This window comes from Streptomyces niger, assembly GCF_000718305.1.
In the GTDB taxonomy this organism is placed as follows: domain Bacteria; phylum Actinomycetota; class Actinomycetes; order Streptomycetales; family Streptomycetaceae; genus Streptomyces; species Streptomyces niger.
In genome coordinates this window covers 105,486-121,279 of the sequence record NZ_JOFQ01000008.1, presented here as the reverse complement: position 1 = coordinate 121,279, position 15,794 = coordinate 105,486, and the positions used below count along the sequence as shown (strand labels likewise).

Annotated in this window: 16 protein-coding genes and 1 tRNA gene; 12 read left to right on the top strand and 5 right to left on the bottom strand. The window is 71.2% G+C overall.

Annotation, left to right across the window (positions count from 1 at the left end; translation table 11 throughout):
* The first annotated feature begins 174 nt into the window (after positions 1-174).
* The 4 genes from IF20_RS17060 (at position 175) to IF20_RS17045 (ending at position 4,229) form a co-directional block, all read left to right on the top strand.
* Complete coding sequence (locus IF20_RS17060; RefSeq protein WP_052866061.1) at positions 175-1,767, top strand: alpha/beta hydrolase; 1,593 nt, start codon at positions 175-177, stop codon at positions 1,765-1,767.
* A 70-nt stretch (positions 1,768-1,837) separates the two neighbouring features.
* Positions 1,838-1,911 (top strand) — tRNA-Thr (locus IF20_RS17055).
* Positions 1,912-2,408: 497 nt separating this feature from the next.
* Positions 2,409-3,320, top strand: coding sequence for a DUF2382 domain-containing protein (locus tag IF20_RS17050; RefSeq protein ID WP_052866060.1), 912 nt, complete (start codon positions 2,409-2,411; stop codon positions 3,318-3,320).
* Between the two features lie 663 nt (positions 3,321-3,983).
* Positions 3,984-4,229, top strand: a complete 246-nt coding sequence (locus IF20_RS17045) for a hypothetical protein (RefSeq protein ID WP_052866059.1) — start codon at positions 3,984-3,986, stop codon at positions 4,227-4,229.
* A 93-nt stretch (positions 4,230-4,322) separates the two neighbouring features.
* Here the strand turns inward: IF20_RS17045 and IF20_RS17040 are convergent, their stop codons facing one another.
* Positions 4,323-4,562, bottom strand: a complete 240-nt coding sequence (locus IF20_RS17040) for a chaplin (protein ID WP_052866058.1) — start codon at positions 4,560-4,562, stop codon at positions 4,323-4,325.
* A 355-nt stretch (positions 4,563-4,917) separates the two neighbouring features.
* Here IF20_RS17040 and IF20_RS17035 point away from each other — a divergent pair, with 355 nt between their 5' ends.
* The 5 genes from IF20_RS17035 (at position 4,918) to IF20_RS17015 (ending at position 7,842) form a co-directional block, all read left to right on the top strand.
* Positions 4,918-5,163, top strand: a complete 246-nt coding sequence (locus IF20_RS17035) for a chaplin (protein WP_052866057.1) — start codon at positions 4,918-4,920, stop codon at positions 5,161-5,163.
* Positions 5,164-5,373: 210 nt separating this feature from the next.
* A complete protein-coding gene (locus tag IF20_RS17030) occupies positions 5,374-5,760 on the top strand; it encodes a rodlin (protein ID WP_052866056.1) in 387 nt (128 codons plus the stop codon).
* Positions 5,761-6,085: 325 nt separating this feature from the next.
* Complete coding sequence (locus tag IF20_RS17025) at positions 6,086-6,319, top strand: chaplin (protein ID WP_052866055.1); 234 nt, start codon at positions 6,086-6,088, stop codon at positions 6,317-6,319.
* A gap of 135 nt (positions 6,320-6,454) precedes the next feature.
* On the top strand, positions 6,455-7,249 hold the full coding sequence (locus IF20_RS40715; protein ID WP_052866054.1) for a chaplin: 795 nt from the start codon (positions 6,455-6,457) through the stop codon (positions 7,247-7,249).
* A gap of 314 nt (positions 7,250-7,563) precedes the next feature.
* Positions 7,564-7,842: a hypothetical protein gene (locus IF20_RS17015; RefSeq protein WP_052866053.1), complete on the top strand. Its 279-nt coding sequence runs from the start codon at positions 7,564-7,566 to the stop codon at positions 7,840-7,842.
* A 146-nt stretch (positions 7,843-7,988) separates the two neighbouring features.
* Here the strand turns inward: IF20_RS17015 and IF20_RS39225 are convergent, their stop codons facing one another.
* Positions 7,989-8,180, bottom strand: coding sequence for a hypothetical protein (locus tag IF20_RS39225; RefSeq protein WP_199896637.1), 192 nt, complete (start codon positions 8,178-8,180; stop codon positions 7,989-7,991).
* Positions 8,181-8,267: 87 nt separating this feature from the next.
* On the opposite strand from IF20_RS39225, the gene IF20_RS17010 reads away from it, so the two are divergent.
* Entirely contained in the window at positions 8,268-8,651 is a 384-nt protein-coding gene (locus IF20_RS17010) for a rodlin (protein ID WP_052866052.1), read from the top strand.
* 166 nt (positions 8,652-8,817) lie between these two features.
* Here the strand turns inward: IF20_RS17010 and IF20_RS17005 are convergent, their stop codons facing one another.
* From IF20_RS17005 to IF20_RS16990, 3 genes are all read right to left on the bottom strand, one after another.
* Positions 8,818-9,063: a hypothetical protein gene (locus tag IF20_RS17005; RefSeq protein ID WP_199896636.1), complete on the bottom strand. Its 246-nt coding sequence runs from the start codon at positions 9,061-9,063 to the stop codon at positions 8,818-8,820.
* A gap of 104 nt (positions 9,064-9,167) precedes the next feature.
* Positions 9,168-9,875 (bottom strand): hypothetical protein, encoded by a 708-nt coding sequence (locus IF20_RS17000; RefSeq protein ID WP_199896635.1) that lies wholly within the window; start codon positions 9,873-9,875, stop codon positions 9,168-9,170.
* Positions 9,876-10,951: 1,076 nt separating this feature from the next.
* On the bottom strand, positions 10,952-11,257 hold the full coding sequence (locus IF20_RS16990) for a hypothetical protein (RefSeq protein WP_234426691.1): 306 nt from the start codon (positions 11,255-11,257) through the stop codon (positions 10,952-10,954).
* A 260-nt stretch (positions 11,258-11,517) separates the two neighbouring features.
* On the opposite strand from IF20_RS16990, the gene IF20_RS16985 reads away from it, so the two are divergent.
* Together IF20_RS16985 and IF20_RS16980 are read left to right on the top strand one after the other, a co-directional pair.
* Positions 11,518-14,622, top strand: a complete 3,105-nt coding sequence (locus tag IF20_RS16985) for an AfsR/SARP family transcriptional regulator (RefSeq protein WP_234426690.1) — start codon at positions 11,518-11,520, stop codon at positions 14,620-14,622.
* A 238-nt stretch (positions 14,623-14,860) separates the two neighbouring features.
* Positions 14,861-15,751 (top strand): glycerophosphodiester phosphodiesterase, encoded by an 891-nt coding sequence (locus IF20_RS16980; protein ID WP_052866047.1) that lies wholly within the window; start codon positions 14,861-14,863, stop codon positions 15,749-15,751.
* Positions 15,752-15,794: the final 43 nt, after the last annotated feature.

Here is a 15,794-nt window from a genome sequence, read left to right as displayed (position 1 = left end):
GATGTGGCCGGGCGGTGCCCACCGGGCGGCTGAAGTCACTCGGACGAGGGCAATAGGCCGGGCGCGAGCGCAGCGGTACGGATACGCTCCCCAGAGCTGTCGCCAACTGTCACCATTGGTCACGAACAGTCACCGAGCCATGTGCCGCCCGCCGCCGACCGAGGGACCGTACCCATGGACACCAGCCGTCTGCTTCGTACCTCCGGCGCCCTGCTCGCGGCCGCCGCGCTGCTCGTCTCCTGCAGCTCGTCCGCGAGCACGGACGGCGACACCGTCGCCTCCCCGGCCCAGAACGGTCCCGACGCGCGCCCGGACAGCGACAAGGCGTCCAAGGCCCTGGAACCCCTGCCCGCGGCCGTGCCGGCAGCCCTGCGCCCGTACTACGACCAGAAGCTGACCTGGCGCTCCTGCGGCCCCAAGGGCTTCCGGTGCGCCACCCTCAGGGCGCCCCTCGATTACGCGAAGCCCAGCCGCGCCACCGACCTGGAGCTCGCCGTCTCCCGTAAGAAGGCCACCGGCCCCGGCAAGCGGCTCGGCTCCCTGATGGTCGACCCGGGCGGTCCCGGCGCCTCCGCGATCAACTACCTCCAGCAGTACGCACCGGAGCCGGCCGCCGTGAAGGCCCGGTACGACATGGTCGCGATGGACCCGCGCGGCGTCGCCCGCAGCGAACCGGTGCGCTGCCTCTCGGACCAGCGGATGGACGCGTACACGCAGGTCGACCAGACCCCGGACGACAAGGCGGAGCAGAAGAAGCTCACCACCGCCTTCAAGAACTTCGCGGACGGCTGCAAGTCCCGCTCCGGCAAGGTGCTCGGCCACGTCTCGACCGTCGAGGCCGCGCGCGACATGGACATCTTCCGGGCCGTCCTCGGCGACCGGAAGCTCACCTACGTGGGCGCTTCGTACGGCACCTTCCTCGGCGCGACGTACGCCGGCCTGTATCCCTCCCGCGTCGGCCGGCTCGTGCTGGACGGCGCGATGGACCCCTCGCTCACCTCGCGGCAGCTCAACGAGGACCAGACCGCCGGCTTCAACACCGCCTTCACGTCCTTCGCCGCCGACTGCATCAAGAAGCGCGACTGCCCGCTCGGCACCAAGAGCACTGCGGATGCCGGCAAGCGGCTCTCCGCCTTCTTCCGGCGCCTGGACGCGCACCCCGTCGCCACGGGGGAGAGCCGCAAGCTCACCGAGTCCCTGGCGACCAGCGGCGTGATCGCCGCCATGTACGACCAGGCGGCCTGGCCACTGTTGCGCGAGTATCTCGCCAAGGCGCAGAAGGGCGACGGCAGCGGCCTGCTCGCCCTCTCCGATTCGTACTACGAGCGGGAACCGGACGGCAGCTACGCCAACCAGATGTTCGCCAACCCCGCGGTGAACTGCCTCGACCTGCCGCCCGCCTTCTCCTCGCCCGCACAGGTCGAAGCCGCGCTCCCCGCCTTCCGCAAGGCCTCCCCGGTCTTCGGCGAGAACTTCGCGTGGTCCCCGCTGAACTGCGCGTACTGGCCCGTGAAGGCCACCGGGGAGGCGCACCGCATCGAGGCGAAGGGCGCCGCCCCGATCCTCGTCGTCGGCACCACCCGCGACCCCGCGACCCCGTACCCGTGGGCCCGCGGCCTGGCGTCCCAGCTCTCGTCGGGACGCCTGCTGACGTACGAGGGCGACGGCCACACCGCGTACGGTCGCGGCAGCGACTGCATCGACACCGCCGTGAACACCTACCTCCTGGAGGGCACCCCGCCCGCCAAGAACAAGCGCTGCTCCTGACCTCGCCTACCGCCGCCGAAGTCGATTACGAACCACCCCTCCGCCATGTGTAGACTGGGCCGCGCACCACGCCGCCTTAGCTCAGTCGGCCAGAGCGACGCACTCGTAATGCGTAGGTCAAGGGTTCGATTCCCTTAGGCGGCTCGGCGAGGGGAAGCCCCAGGTCACATCCGTGACCTGGGGCTTCTTCCGTTATCGGATGCGGCAGCGGGATCGCCGGTGGGCGCCCGCTCTTCTGCGTCTTGAGCCGGTCGCAGGGAGTGCGCTGCGTCGTGTCGTGGGGCCGGAAGGGCCGGTCCGGCAGGGTTCGTCGGGGGACCCGGCCCCTCGGCATCTGGCGGCCGGGCGTCCGCTTCTTGCTGCCCCTACCGGTGACGCGATGTGGGCTTCTCGTTGTGCGGCGTCGCGTAGACGGCTGGTGTGCGCGGTGTGTCCCGGGCGGTGGTCGGAAGGCGTCCGAGCTGGGCGGATGGAGCGCCCGGCGGTGCGCTTGCGGCTGCCTCGGCACCGTTGGGCGCGGCCGGACGCGAGGGCGGCGGAACAGCAGCCCCGGTTGTGGCCGCTTCGGTCCGCGCATCCCTGTTTCCGGTCTCGGGCGCCGGTTACGCGGATGCGGTCAGGCCAAGACAAGGAGGGTGAAAGTGATCACCCAGGAGCAGATACCCGTGGTGCTGGACCACCCGGTCTACGACGCCGAGGGCAACAAGATCGGCGACGCCAAGCACATCTTCTTCGACGACCTGACGGGCCGGCCCGACTGGGTCACCGTCAGGACCGGTCTGTTCGGTACGAAGGAGACCTTCGTGCCCACTCTGGAAGCCACTGTCGTTCAGGACCACCTGGAGGTGCCGTACCCCAAGAGCACGGTCAAGGACGCCCCGCACGTCGACGTGGACGCCGGCGGGCATCTGTCCCCGTCCGACGAGGAGCGGCTGTTCGTGCACTACGGCCTCGTCGACGAGAAGGCGGAACAGTGGTCCGCGCAGCCGGCGGAAGGCAGCCGCCCGGGCACTGCGCGGCCGGATGCCGAGCGGTCTGCCGCGGCCGCGGCACCGGGACCCGTGACCGAGGAGCCCACCGCCGAGGCCGGAGGCCCCGCCGCCACCGGGCCCGCGGTCGCAGGAGAGTCCACCGACGACGCGATGACGCGCTCCGAGGAGCGGCTGCGCACCGGGACCGAGCGCCGGGAGGCGGGGCGCGCGCGGCTGCGCAAGTACGTGGTCACCGAGGAGGTCCAGCGGACCGTTCCGGTGCGGCACGAAGAGGCCCGTATCGAACGGGAACCGATCACCGAGGCCAATCGTGACGCGGCGATGGCCGGGCCGGACATCTCCGAGGCCGAGCACGAGGTGACGCTGCACGAGGAGCGGCCGGTGGTGGAGACCGAGACCGTACCGGTGGAGCGGGTCCGTCTGACGACCGAGGAGCGCACCGACGAGGAGACCGTCCGGGGCGAGGTCCGCAAGGAGGAGATCGAGACCGATCTGCCCGAGGAGCACGACCGGACCGGGCAGGCCGAACGGACCCGCCGGCCCGAGGAGCGCGACCGCTGAGTGACCGTCTGCCCGGCCGGGCGGCGAGCCGGGCAGCGGCAGGCTGTCGTGAATGGGGCTTTCCGGCAGCGGGGCGGAGGTTCTAGCCTCGGAGCCGTACGGAAGTTCCGTACCGGCAGTGGGCACCACACCTCCCGGTACGGCGTGCAGCAGTGGATCTCCGAGCCCCCGAGATCGTCATCCGGGCCCATGAACGGCCGGAGATCCGCCGAGTCTGCGGCGACGTCGCGGTCTTCCGGCCCCGCCCTCCCGGACTTGTCCCGTCGGGGTCATCCCGCGCTCCCGGCGGCCGGTGACGGGCGAAAACAGCGCCAGAAGACGCGGACGGGGAGCCACGCCTTCTCGCGCACGGTCGCCGCCGGAGCCGACTCACGTACCCGGCGGCGACCCCTCGCCGGCGTCCTGCCGCGCGATGCGGGCTTCCGAATCCTTCGGGCATTATTTTTCCGGGGCGATCGGCCGATCGGGTGCCGTATTCGGCCGTTCAGTTGAAAGGTCAAGCGCCGCCGTTTTTCGGGGCACCATAACGCCGGGTGGCAAAGTGCGCGAGAAGGCGGCCACCGGATTCCCCCACCGGAGTTATTAGTAGGGCTGGACGAGCGTCGAACAGTGTGCGGCTGTCATCATTCTTGTGTCCCATTTCTGCGCAGAAGGAGAGAGACCATGCGCAAGTTCATCGGACGCTTCGCCGCCACCGCCGCGCTCACGGCGGCAGCCGTTGTCCCGCTCTCCGGCGTGGCCTCGGCACAGTCGCAAGAGGCCGCTGCCGCCCCGACGTCCGCCTCGGCGACCTGGCCCTGCTGGTCCCACAGCTGCTGGGACCACGGCTGGGATCACGGCTGGGACCACGGCTGGGGTCACCACCACCACTACTTCGACTACGACCTCGGCGGCATCAGCCTCCTCTGAGGGAGGGTACGTCGGTTCTTCACAGGGGAAACGGAAAGCGGAAGGGCCTCGCTCTCGCGGGGCCCTTCCGCTGTTTCCTGCCGTGCGCGGACGTCAGTCGTTGACGCAGGTGTTGCCGAAAGCGGGGTTCAGCAGACCGATGATGTCGATGGTGTTGCCGCAGACGTTCACCGGAACGTGGATCGGAACCTGGACGGCATTGCCGGACAGGACACCCGGCGAACCAACGGCAGCGCCGGAGGCGCCGCTGTCGGCCAGCGCGGCACCGGAAGCGGCACCCGTGGCGAGGCCGGCAGCGGCCAGGACCAGAGCGGCCTTGTGGGCATTCTTCATGGGGAATCCCTCCAGGGATGGTTACCGCGGCTCCGGACGGGCGCCGCATCGTGCTGAACGCAGTTCCGGTCCATCGGCTACGGGCAGCCGCCGATAAACCTTCGATCGGCTCAATGCGCTGAATGTGCGGGGCCGATCGGCTGCGTTCCGAATTCTGGCTGGTGCGGAACGCCGGAGTGCGTATCGGTCGCCGAAGTGGCCTTCGGCGTGTTGCGGCCCGTACACCTGACCAGTGATTCACCCGATCGGAACCGTACCCGTCCGACCGTTGATGCGTTGATCGGTTTGTTAGCCCAACTGGGCGAAGGAATCGAAGCCGACGTCACCGTCCGCTGTTCAGTGAAGAGGTACTGCTATGTCGCGCGTTGTCAAGACCGCCCTGCTCACCGCCGTAGCCGGGGCCGCCGTACTCGGGGCTTCCGGTATGGCGTCCGCCACCTCCGGTTCGGGCGCGTTCGGTGCCGCCGAGAATTCCCCGGGCGTCGGTTCCGGGAATCTGGTCCAGGTCCCCGTGCATGTTCCGGTGAACGCCTGTGGCAACACCGTCAGTGTGATCGGGGTGCTCAACCCGACGTTCGGCAACCCGTGCCTCAACCGATGACAGGTGTGCCGCGCGCCGGCCTATGAGTCGGTTTACGGCAATGCGGCTGCGGTCCGTTTTCCGTACGGCGCGGCAGTCTGATGTCCTTCCGGGCGTCAGGCTGCCGCGCCGTTGCGCGTTCATTCGGGTGACAGTACAGAACCAAACCCATCGGATCGCGTTGACCAGTTCGCTCCGACTACGGGCAATCTGCACTGAGAAGGGTGAATCGTGTTCAAGAAGATCCTCGCCACGGGAGCCGTGGCGGCATCCATCATCGGAATGGCGGCGGCCTCCGCTCCCCAGGCGCTGGCGGTCGGTGACGACGATGGCCCCACCTCGATGACCGGTAACGGTTCCTCGTCGGCCTACGGCAACCAGACGACGCACGGCCACATGAGCCCCCAGGACGGCCTGACTCAGGGCACGCTGAACGACATGTGCCTGCTGAACTTCTACAAGATCCCGATCGCTCTCGTGGACGACATCCCGATCCTCTCCGACCAGCAGAACATGCAGTGCGCGGAGAACTCGTCGCAGGACAAGCAGGACCAGTCGCTGGCGGACGTCCTCGAGAACGTGCCGATCCTGTCGGCGAACGGTACCGGCAACAGCTGATCCTCACCGTCCGCGAAGGCCCGGGCCGCCAGTTCTCTCCGCTGGCGGTCCGGGCCTTATCGCGTTCTCGGAAAGTTCCGCGGGGAATCCTCGGCCGCCGAATCCGGCACCGAAGAGGTGACGAACGGAAATTCCTACAAGCATTACGTCGGGCCGACTCGTTGGGTCATTAGAGGGGGTTCCGCGGAAAGTTCGGGTGGTGGGGTTTCGATTCTCCAGGGTGCTCGTTACCAGACACGGCAGCGTTGTTACGGGCGATCGGGATAGCGCTCGTGCGGCACGAAGGTCGTGACCGTTACGAACTTCGCTGCAGAAAGGGCTGAAAGTGAAGTACACGAAGGTCGCCGCGGTCGCCGCTGGAACGCTGATGGCTGCGGGCGCCGCCGCGCCGGCGTTCGCCGACGCGGGTGCCAGCGGTGCCGCCAACAACTCTCCGGGCGTGCTGTCCGGCAATGTCGCCCAGATTCCGATTCACATTCCGGTGAACGTCTGCGGCAACACCATCGACATCATCGGCCTGCTGAACCCCGCCTTCGGCAACACCTGCGTCAACGACTGACGTCCGCGACGCACGCAGGTGCGAGTTCGACCTGGACGGCCTCGGGACGCATGCCATGCGCCCCGGGGCCGCCTTGTAGTTACGGGCGTACGGGCAGCAGCCCTTACGCGATGGCAAGCGAAGACAGGAAGACCAATGCGACAGGTCCTGGCAAAGGGTCTCCTCGCCGCCGCGGCCACCACGGGTGTGCTCGGGGTGACCGGAGGCATCGCGTTCGCGGACGCGGGGGCGAGCAGCGGAAGCGGCAACTCCCCGGGCGTCCTCTCCGGGAACACCGTCCAAGCGCCGGTGGAGCTGCCCGCGAACGTCTGCGGGAACAGCGTGGATGCCGTCGGGGCGCTCAATCCGAGCTTCGGCAACGGCTGTGCCGGTGACGGGGGAGGTGACGACGGGCAGGCGCACGGAGCGCATCGCGAACAGCACGCGGAGGGCGGCAAGGACAGCGGTGGGGGCGCGAGCGCGACCGGCTCGACGCAGAACTCACCGGGCGCCGGCTCGGGCAACAACGCCCAGGCACCCGTCGACGTACCGGTCAACGCCTGCGGCAACTCCGTCGACGTCGTCGGCCTGTTGAATCCCGCCTTCGGCAACCGCTGCGTCTCCTCGTCGAGCGAGCAGGAGTACGCCGACGAGCAGGAGCACGCCGACGACTCCGTACCGCAGCATGTGACGTCCGAGTCGCCGCGGCCGGGTGGGCCGAAGGAGTCGCGGCCGGCCGGGCAGGAGAAGCCGCGGGCCGACGAGGGGAAGGACGCGCGCCCGGCACACCAGGAGGCGGACGCGGCGCCGCGCGCCACCGAGCCGGAGTCCGTGGGAACGCAACTGGCCCGCACCGGTACCCAGTGGATCGGTGTGGCGGCCGGTACCGGAGCCACGCTGGTGGTCGGCGGGGCGATCCTGTACCGCCGGGCACGTACGGCGCGGCGCTGAAACCCGCTGCCGGGTGCCCCATGCGCCGCCGGGCAGCACGGTACGGAGCCGGTGCAGGCCACCGGGGAGAAATTCAGATTTCCTTATGGATGGGTCGGCGTTGCTCCGGGACGGCGCAGAGGATAACGCCTGCAAATCAGCAATAATTCGCGTCGTTCGAGTGTCGTCGGAAAAAGCGACAGAGGCGTAGTTTCCGTACGGAGGCCGGGTCGTTACCCAGGGTGCCGGCAGCGGAATGCGCGGCACTCCGCAGTACCTGCACGACACGCAGGGCGCCGTTGTGGCAAGACCCTGTTGTGGAAAGGACGCTGAAGATGAAGCTCGTGAAGACCGCGGCAATCCTCGCCGGCTCCGTGGCGGTGCTGGTAGGTGCGACCCCTGCGTTCGCCGATGCCTCCCCTACGACCTCACCGCACATGAGCTTGAACGGCGGGGTGTACGACGCCCTCGCCAGGACGAGGGGCGAAGAGGTCGATCCGGTGCTGGACCGGTTGGCGGAGACGGCCGGAGCAGTGAAGCACGGCAACGCCGACAAGCTGGTGGACGGGGCCACCGGACTCGTGGGCAACGCGCCCCTGGTGGCGCTGAAATAGTCCTGGCCCGCACCGCCGGGCGGCCGATCCGGCGCAAGGATCGGCCGCCGCGCAGCGGGACGGCGTACGGCCCGTCCGGGCCCGCGACCGCGAGGACGGTTCCGGATGAAGGGGAACGGAATCGTCCTCGCCGGTCGGCCGCTCGTTCAACATACCGTGCCGGTGCCCGTTGTCCGGCGCACCGCCGAATTTACCGTCGAACGGCGGATGCCCGGCGGTGCATCGATTTCATGGAAGGGTGTGCGGGTTTTCTTGAACGTATGGACGAACGCCCGTGCCGTTATTCCTTCGTGCGGCTGCGCCGCCACAGTGAATTCGGGATCCGGGCCAAGAATCATATGGGTGAAATTGCACAACCAAACCCGCTGAGATGAGTTGGGCAGAGCGCTCCGGATGCGGGCATTCAGTAACAAGAAGGGTGAATCGTGATCAAGAAGTTCATGGCCACCGCCGCGGTGGCGGCGTCCGTCGTCGGGGTGTCGGCCGCGACTGCCCCGCAGGCGCTTGCCATCGGAGACGACCACGGGCCCGCCAGCGTCACCGGCAACGGCGCGGCCGAGGCCTACGGCAACTCCACCACGCAAGGCAACATGAGCCCGCAGATCGGCCTGATCCAGGGCTCCTTCAACAAGCCCTGCATCGCCTTCTACAAGATCCCCATCGCTCTCATCGACGACATCCCGATCCTCTCGGACCAGCAGAACATGCAGTGCACCGAGAACTCCTCGCAGGACAAGGGGGACCAGTCGCTGGCGCACCTCCTCGAGAACGTGCCGATCCTGTCGGCGAACGGTACCGGCAACCACTAGGAATGCCGTCGGAGGCCCGGGCCGCACCCTCTCCGGAGGGGCGGCCCGGGCCTTTCGCCGTTCGGGTGGGCCGACAGGAGCGGCACGCCGGCGCACGGTACCGGCACGGCGACGGCCCCGGCCGCCGCGGCCGGGGCGGGCGGTACGGACGGCCGGGTCCGTACGGTCAGAGTTCGTACGGGCGCTGGCGGGGCGGCCGGCGCGGCGGGTCGGGCACCCGTGGCGCCCGGAGCGGCGGGTCCGCCTGCGGTTCGGCGTCGTCGGGGAGTTCGCGGCGGGGCGGGAACGGGCCTCGCGCGTGCCACTCCGCCAGCAGCCGGTCGTAGATCGGCGTCGGCTCCTCCCGCACCCAGCGGCCGGGCCGGGGCACGCGCGGGGGCTGCGGGTCCGCGTACTCGTCGTCGTCCTTCATGTCCACGTCCACGTACAACCGGCGGTCCCGGCCGCGGGTTATGGCGGGTGTGGTCCGAAGGGGTTAGGCCGGGTGCCGGAGGAGCCGGGCGACGGGTGCGGCGCTCAGTAGTTCACGTCCGGGGTCTCGCCGGCCGGCGGTCGGGAGAGCGGCGACTGCTGGGGCATGTCGGATGTTCCGGGCGCCTGGCCCCAGGGTCGCTGGACGCTGCCGAGGATGGTCTTGGCCAGGTTGGTGGTGGCGAAGACGGTCTCCTCGGCGGCCGTCCCCAGGTCTTCCCGGTCGTCGGAGCCGAGGGCCGACATGAGGCCGAGGAGCTTGGAGTGCAGGACGCCGATGTTCTGCTCCTGTGCCCGCTGCAGGGCCGGCCCCCGGTTTTCGGGGCGCGCCGTGGCCCGGTAGTCCGCGTCGGCGTGATCGGTCCGGGCGTACGGGTCGGCCTGGGCGTAGACGTCGGGCGGAGCGTCGCCGGCGGTCGGACCCGCCTGGTTGTCCGGGGCGGACATCACGTCGCGGCCCTGCAGCCGGGACAGCTCGTCGGCGACGGCCTGGGCCTCGGCCTTGGTCTGCGTGTCGGACTTGTCGTCATCGGACTTCAACGCGTCACCGACCACGTGGAGCACGTCGGAGAGGGCGCCCAGCAGGCCGCCGGAGTCCTTGTTCTGCGGGGTGTCGGCGCCTGGGGCCTGGCCGGCGGTGTCGGGGGGCGCGGCCGCCCGTTCGGTGGCGGCTGCGGCGGCCGGGCCGGCCACGCCGAGGACGAGGGCGCCGCAGACGGCGGAGGTGACGACGAGTCCGGGCTTCCGGGGCATGCGCATGGGGGTCCTTTCGGGTGACCGGTCGGGGCGGTCGCTGGTGGGTACGGCGGTACCTGCGAGCGGCACTGCCGAGCGGTGCGTCGGGGACGCCGAGATACCGTCACGGTGCAAAGCGCGGTCGCCACGCGCAATTCATCGACTCCCCACGGTGTGCGGCAGTTGCTCCCGGTCACATCGTCTGACCTGCCGTTTCGCGTGCGGTGGTGTGCGCGGCGGGGCTGCGGCCATTCGAGGCGCGCGGCGGACGGCCGGTGAGGGGGGCCGGTACGAGTGGCGCGTACCGCCGGGCGGGCCGCCCTGAGTGCTCGGGCGGGTGGCAGCGGGTCCGGAATCATTACCTCCCGCCCCGCAACGGCGTTGCGCTGGGTGTGGCGGAACGTGTCACCGGCCGTGATGCGTGGGCCTTCGCGGGGCGGTGCCGTCCTCACCCTCCGGCATCGCCCCGCCTCCCTTACGGAGCAGGCCTGTTCGGAGGTGCGGGAACGTATCTTCATGGTGTCCCCGATGCAGGCGTATTCCCTGACCCGTCCGGGCGTCGGCCGCAACCTCCGGCCATGGCTCCGAGTTGGCACGGGCGTGGAGCTCTTTCTCGACAGCCAGCGCCCGGGAGCCGTGCCGCGCCCCGGGACGGAGCCGACCCCGATCTACGACCGGCTGCTCGCCGAATGGCGGGCGGGCACCGCCCGGGGGGCTGCCGCCGGATGGCCGCACGAGGACACCGTGCGGGGCACCGGTCAGGGGCTCGGCGGCCCCGGCCGGCCCGGCGGTCCGCCCGGCTCTCGGCTGCCTGCCGTGGTCACGCCGCCGGCCCGGGGCGCGGCGCCGGTTCCCGCGGTGGCCCCGGGGCGCAACGGGGCTCCGGCACGCGCAGGCATGCCCGTACGCGCCGGGGTGCCGGCTCGCGCGGCGGCGCGGGCGCCGATGGCGCGGAGGGGCCGGGTGCCCGTCGCGCCGCGTCCGGTGCCCACCTCGCACCCGCTCTGAGCCACTGGCCGAGCCACTGCCCGGCGACGCGGACGGGGCGACGCAGGTCCTCGGCGTGGGGGAGTCGGCGGGCCGGGAGTCGGCCCTCAGCGCCGGGTGTTCGTGTGATCCGTCGGGCAGCCGCGCGGCCGGGGAATGGCCGGTCCGAAGGACAGCGCCTGGCGGACGACGTCCTCGGCGCTGGGCGGCACGTCGGGCCAGAAGATCAAGTCGCTGACGTAACGGCAGCGCAGGGCCTGCTCCAGCCAGTCCAGGTGAGCGTAGAGCTCGGTCTCGTCCTCGTACGCGCGGTCCAGGATCCGCTGGACGAGCGCGACGGCCCGCTGCCGTACGGCCTCGTCCGTGGCGGTACTGCAGTCGTCGTCGCCGCTGCCGCTGTGGTCGCTTTCCACGCGAGGCTCCCTGTCGAGGCTGGCCGGTCCCCCAGAGACTGTCACTCTTCGGGCGCCGTCAAAACCTCCCGGACTGCGTGTGATCGACAGCGGTACGGCCGCGGATCCGGCTCGGCGGTTGCGCTCCCCCGACGGTCGGTGTGCGCGCCGGCGCACCGACGAGCCGGATCCGATGTGACGATCTCATCGGACGGGTCCAACGGCTGACTAACATGTGGCCAACCATGTGGCCAACGGGTCGGCCTGTACGGAGGAGCAACATGCGGTTCGGCCTGCTGGGCCCGTTGACGGTGCACGACGGCGCGGGCGGGACCCGGCCGCTGAACAGCGCGAAGGGCCGGGCGCTGTTGGCCGCCCTGCTGCTGCGGGCCAATCGCGTCGTACCGGTCGAGGTGCTCAAGGACGCGCTGTGGGGCGCGCGGGCCCCCGCCTCGGCCAACGCCTCGCTCTACAACCACGTCACGCGGCTGCGCCGAACGCTCGGAGCGGACGACGACACCCGGCTCCGCTCGGTGGCGCCCGGGTACCTCCTGCGCGTGGACGACGGCGAGTTGGACAGCACCGAGTTCACCGCGGCCGTACGGCGGGCCCGGGAGGCGTACACGCTGGGGGACTGGACCGCGGTGCTTCAGGAGGCCGCGGGGGCGTCCGCCCTGTGGCGCGGTCGGCCGCTGGACGGCCTGCCCGAGGAGGTGCACGAGGCGCTCGACGCGCAGCCCTTCGTGCGCCAGCTGGAGGAAGAACGGCTCCAGTTGCTGGAGTGGCGGTACGACGCCGAGCTGCGGCTGGGACGGCACGGCGGCCTCGCGCCCGAGCTGTCCCGGCTGGTCGCCGAGCATCCGCTGCGCGAGTCCTGCCACCGGCAGCTGATGCTGGTCCTGCGGCGCACGGGGCGGCAGGCGGAGGCGCTCGCGGTCTTCCACGCGCTGCGCCGGCGGCTGGTGGAGGAGCTGGGCGTCGAACCGGGCGCCGCGGTGCAGGAGGCCTACCAGGAGGTGCTGCGGGACGACCCGGAGCCCGAAGCGCACATTTCTGGCCGGAGGGCAGCGCGAGGTCAGGATGCGCGGGGTCAGGGTGCGGCGCGAGACCAGGGGACAGCGCAAGAAGGCGCAGCGCAAGAGGGCGCAGCGCAAAGAGGCGCCGCGCAAGCCGCCCCCGAGGGAGACCACGCACGCGCGGCACCGGAAGCGGCGGAAGTCGGCACAGCGGGCCCCGGCGCAACGGCCCCCAGCGCGAGGCCCGCGCCGCGGCCCGCTCAACTCCCGCCGCCGCCCGACCCCTTCCTCGGCCGGGACGATCAGGTGGCGGCGTTGCACGAGGCGTTGACGCCGCACGGCGGCCGGCCCGCCACCGCCGTACTGAGCGGCATGGCCGGGGTCGGCAAGAGCGCGCTGGCCGTGCACGTCGCCCACGGGTTGCGCGACCGCTACCCGGACGGGCAGCTCTTCCTGAACCTGCGCGGCGCCGACCCCGGCGGCGCGCCCATGGCCGCGCTCCAGGCGCTGGAGGCGCTGCTGCGCGATCTCGGCGTACCGAGGGGCCGGGTGCCGGACGACGTGCACGCCGCTTCGGCGCTGTTCCGCTCGACGCTCGCCGGGACCCGAATGCTGCTCGTCCTCGACGACGCCGCCGGCGCGGCCCAGGTGCGCCCGCTGCTGCCGGCGGATCCCGGCTGCGCGGTGCTGGTCACCAGCCGGTCGCCGTTGGCGGCGTTGGACGGTGCGGTGCATCTCCCGTTGGCCCGGCTCTCGGAGCGGGCCAGCGTGGACCTGATCGGCCGGGTCTCGGGGCAGGGCCGGGTGCCGGCCGGCAGTCCGGCGGCCCGGCGGCTGGCGGAGCTGTGCGGGCAGCTGCCGCTGGCGCTGCGGGTGGTCGCGGCGCGGTTGGCCGCCCGCCGCGCGCTGACCGTCGAGGCGCTGGTCGAGCTGCTGGACGGGCAGGACGGGCGGCTGGACCACCTGGAGTACGACGACCTGAGCGTGCGGCGCCCGCTGGCCGTCGCGTACGACGCGCTGGTCGCCTCGGAGCGGTCGGCCGATCGGGACGCGGCGCTGGTGCTGTGCCGGATGGGGGCGCTGGACCTGCCGGAGTACGAGACGGAGCTGGCGGCCCGGTTGATGGGGGCGGGCGTCCGGCGGGCCGGTGCCGCGCTGGACCGGCTGGTGGACGTGGCGCTGCTGGAGGAGGTGGCGTTCGGCCGGTACGCGCCGCACGACCTCGTACGGGACTTCGCGCGCGAACTGGCCGCGCGGCACGAGGAAGCGGCGGAGCGGGCCGCGGTGGTGCGGCGCGGCGTGGAGTGGTTCGCGGCCCGTGCCGCGCAGTCCGTCCGGGTGCTCCGGCCGGCCACGCGCATCCGGGAGCTGCGGCTGGTGGGTGAGCCGGCGGAGCGGGCGGCGCCCTTCGCGGACAACGAGGCGGCATGCGCCTGGGCCGATCGTGAACTGGCGGTGATGCACGCTCTGGTGACCCGGCACAGCCGTACGGAGCATGCCCGGGACGCGGCGGTGACGCTGGTGCGCATGCTCGTCCCCTACCTTCAGGCGCGCGGGCGGACCCAGGAGTTGGCCGAGCTCTGCGAGCTGGCCCGCACCGCGGCGCGGGAGTCGGGGGACGCGGGCGCCGAACTGGTCGCGACGAGCGACCTGGCCGGCGCGTATTACATGTCCGGGCGCTACGAGAAGGCGCTGGCGCTGGTCGACGAGGTGATCACGCGGTCACGGCTGCTGGGCGACGACGAGTGGCTGCAGCGGGCGCTCGGCAATCGGGGGCTGCTTCTGTACGTCCTGGGGCGGGCCGAGGAGTCGGCTGCGGCCCAGGAGGAGGCGCTGGCGTACGCGCACCGGCTCGGCGACGACCACGCGGTGGCGATCTGCCTCAGCAACCTGGGAAATCTCTACGAGCTGACCGACGCGCGCAAGGCCATCGAGTACCACCGGCGGAGCCTGAAGGCGGGCGTACGGCTGGACAGCGCGCGGTTGCAGCAGACGGCGCGCTGCAACATCGGCTGCGCCCATCTCACGCTCGGCGAACCGGAGGCGGCGGTCGGCCACTTCGAGGCGGCGCTGCACTCGCCCGAGGAGGCCACGGACTGGCACACGGTCTCGGAGAGCCGGCTCGGGCTGATCCGCGCGCTGCGGCGGCTGACGCGGTCGGAGCGCGCGGCGCGCGAGTGCGAGACGCTGCTGGAACTGGCCGAGGCGCGCGGTGACGCGTACACCTCGGGCAAGGCGCGGTACGAGTACGGCCACGTGCTGCGCGCGCTGGGGCGGGGCGCCGAGTCCGGGGAGCAGTGGCGGCTGTCGCTGGCCGCGCTGGACGGTACGGACGCCGACGTGCTGCCGGAGTTGCGGTCCCTCGTGTGACGTGGTGGGGCGCGGCGGATGAGCGTTGGTCAGTCAATTACTCAACGTGCTTACGTCATGTCGCCACCCCTCTCCGGGCGCTCTGTCGGAGGGCGGATAGCCCACCTGGCGCACCGGAATGGGAAAACGGATAAACTGGTGCAATTGTGGTGGCAGTTGTCCTGGGCTCCACGTGCCCGACAGGGGCGGTCCGCTCTGTCCGGCACGCGAGGCCCGTCGCCAGCGTCCAGGAGGCCCCATGCTCCGAAGCGCCGTCCGCAGCGCCGCAGCCGGTTTCGTCCTTCTCTTCGCGGCGGTGCTCGCCGCCGACGCGGGCACCGGGAGCGGTGGTGTCGCCGCTCCGCCGGCCCCGGTCCGCCTGGTCTCCGCCCAGAAGGGGCTGCCGCTCGGCGGCCCCACGGTGATCGCGCATCGGGGCGCCGCCGAGTACGCGCCCGAGAACACCCTCGCCGCCGTCGACGAGGCCGACCGGCGCGACGTCGAATGGGTCGAGAACGACGTGCAGCGCACCAAGGACGGCAAGCTGGTCGTCATTCACGACGCCACGCTCAAGCGGACCACCGATGCGGAGAAGGTCTACCCGAAGCGGTCGCCGTGGCGGGTGGGGGACTTCACCGCCGCGGAGATCGCCAAGCTGGACGCCGGCAGCTGGTTCGGCAAGAAGTTCGCGGGCCAGCGGGTGCCCACCCTCGCGTCCTACCTCGACCGGCTGGACGACAACGACCAGAGCCTCCTGCTGGAGATCAAGAATCCGGAGAAGTACCCCGGTATCGAGAAGCAGGTGATCGGCCGGCTCCGGGCGTCCGGTTGGCTGGACGCGACGCACGTCATGGACGGGCTCGTCGTCCAGAGTTTCGGCGTCGACGCCGTCCGCGAGGTGCACAAGCTGCGGCCGGACGTCCGTACCGCGGTGCTCGGTACGCCGAGCCGCGCCGAGCTTCCCGAGTACGCCCGGTTCGCCGACTGGATCAACCCGCCGCTCAAAGGCCTGAGTTCGTCCTATGTGTCCGCTGTGCACAGCCTGTGGGGACCGCACGCCGAACGGCTGGAAGTGCACACGTGGGGCGTGTCGGCAGGCCAGGCCAAACGGGCCTTCACTGCGTACGGAATCGACGGTGTCATCCTCTGACCTGCACGATCCGCTTTTCCCTCGCCGCGTGTGACGTACCTGG

What these genes read in the sequence shown, in the direction of transcription:
- IF20_RS17060 (WP_052866061.1), top strand. Translation starts at nt 175, where the DNA reads ATGGACACCAGCCGTCTGCTTCGTACCTCCGGCGCCCTGCTCGCGGCC.
- IF20_RS17045 (WP_052866059.1), top strand. Translation starts at nt 3,984, where the DNA reads ATGCGCAAGTTCATCGGACGCTTCGCCGCCACCGCCGCGCTCACGGCG.
- IF20_RS17040 (WP_052866058.1), bottom strand. Translation starts at nt 4,562, where the DNA reads ATGAAGAATGCCCACAAGGCCGCTCTGGTCCTGGCCGCTGCCGGCCTC.
- IF20_RS17035 (WP_052866057.1), top strand. Translation starts at nt 4,918, where the DNA reads ATGTCGCGCGTTGTCAAGACCGCCCTGCTCACCGCCGTAGCCGGGGCC.
- IF20_RS40715 (WP_052866054.1), top strand. Translation starts at nt 6,455, where the DNA reads ATGCGACAGGTCCTGGCAAAGGGTCTCCTCGCCGCCGCGGCCACCACG.
- IF20_RS17015 (WP_052866053.1), top strand. Translation starts at nt 7,564, where the DNA reads ATGAAGCTCGTGAAGACCGCGGCAATCCTCGCCGGCTCCGTGGCGGTG.
- IF20_RS39225 (WP_199896637.1), bottom strand. Translation starts at nt 8,180, where the DNA reads ATGATTCTTGGCCCGGATCCCGAATTCACTGTGGCGGCGCAGCCGCAC.
- IF20_RS17005 (WP_199896636.1), bottom strand. Translation starts at nt 9,063, where the DNA reads ATGAAGGACGACGACGAGTACGCGGACCCGCAGCCCCCGCGCGTGCCC.
- IF20_RS17000 (WP_199896635.1), bottom strand. Translation starts at nt 9,875, where the DNA reads ATGCCCCGGAAGCCCGGACTCGTCGTCACCTCCGCCGTCTGCGGCGCC.
- IF20_RS16985 (WP_234426690.1), top strand. Translation starts at nt 11,518, where the DNA reads ATGCGGTTCGGCCTGCTGGGCCCGTTGACGGTGCACGACGGCGCGGGC.
- IF20_RS16980 (WP_052866047.1), top strand. Translation starts at nt 14,861, where the DNA reads ATGCTCCGAAGCGCCGTCCGCAGCGCCGCAGCCGGTTTCGTCCTTCTC.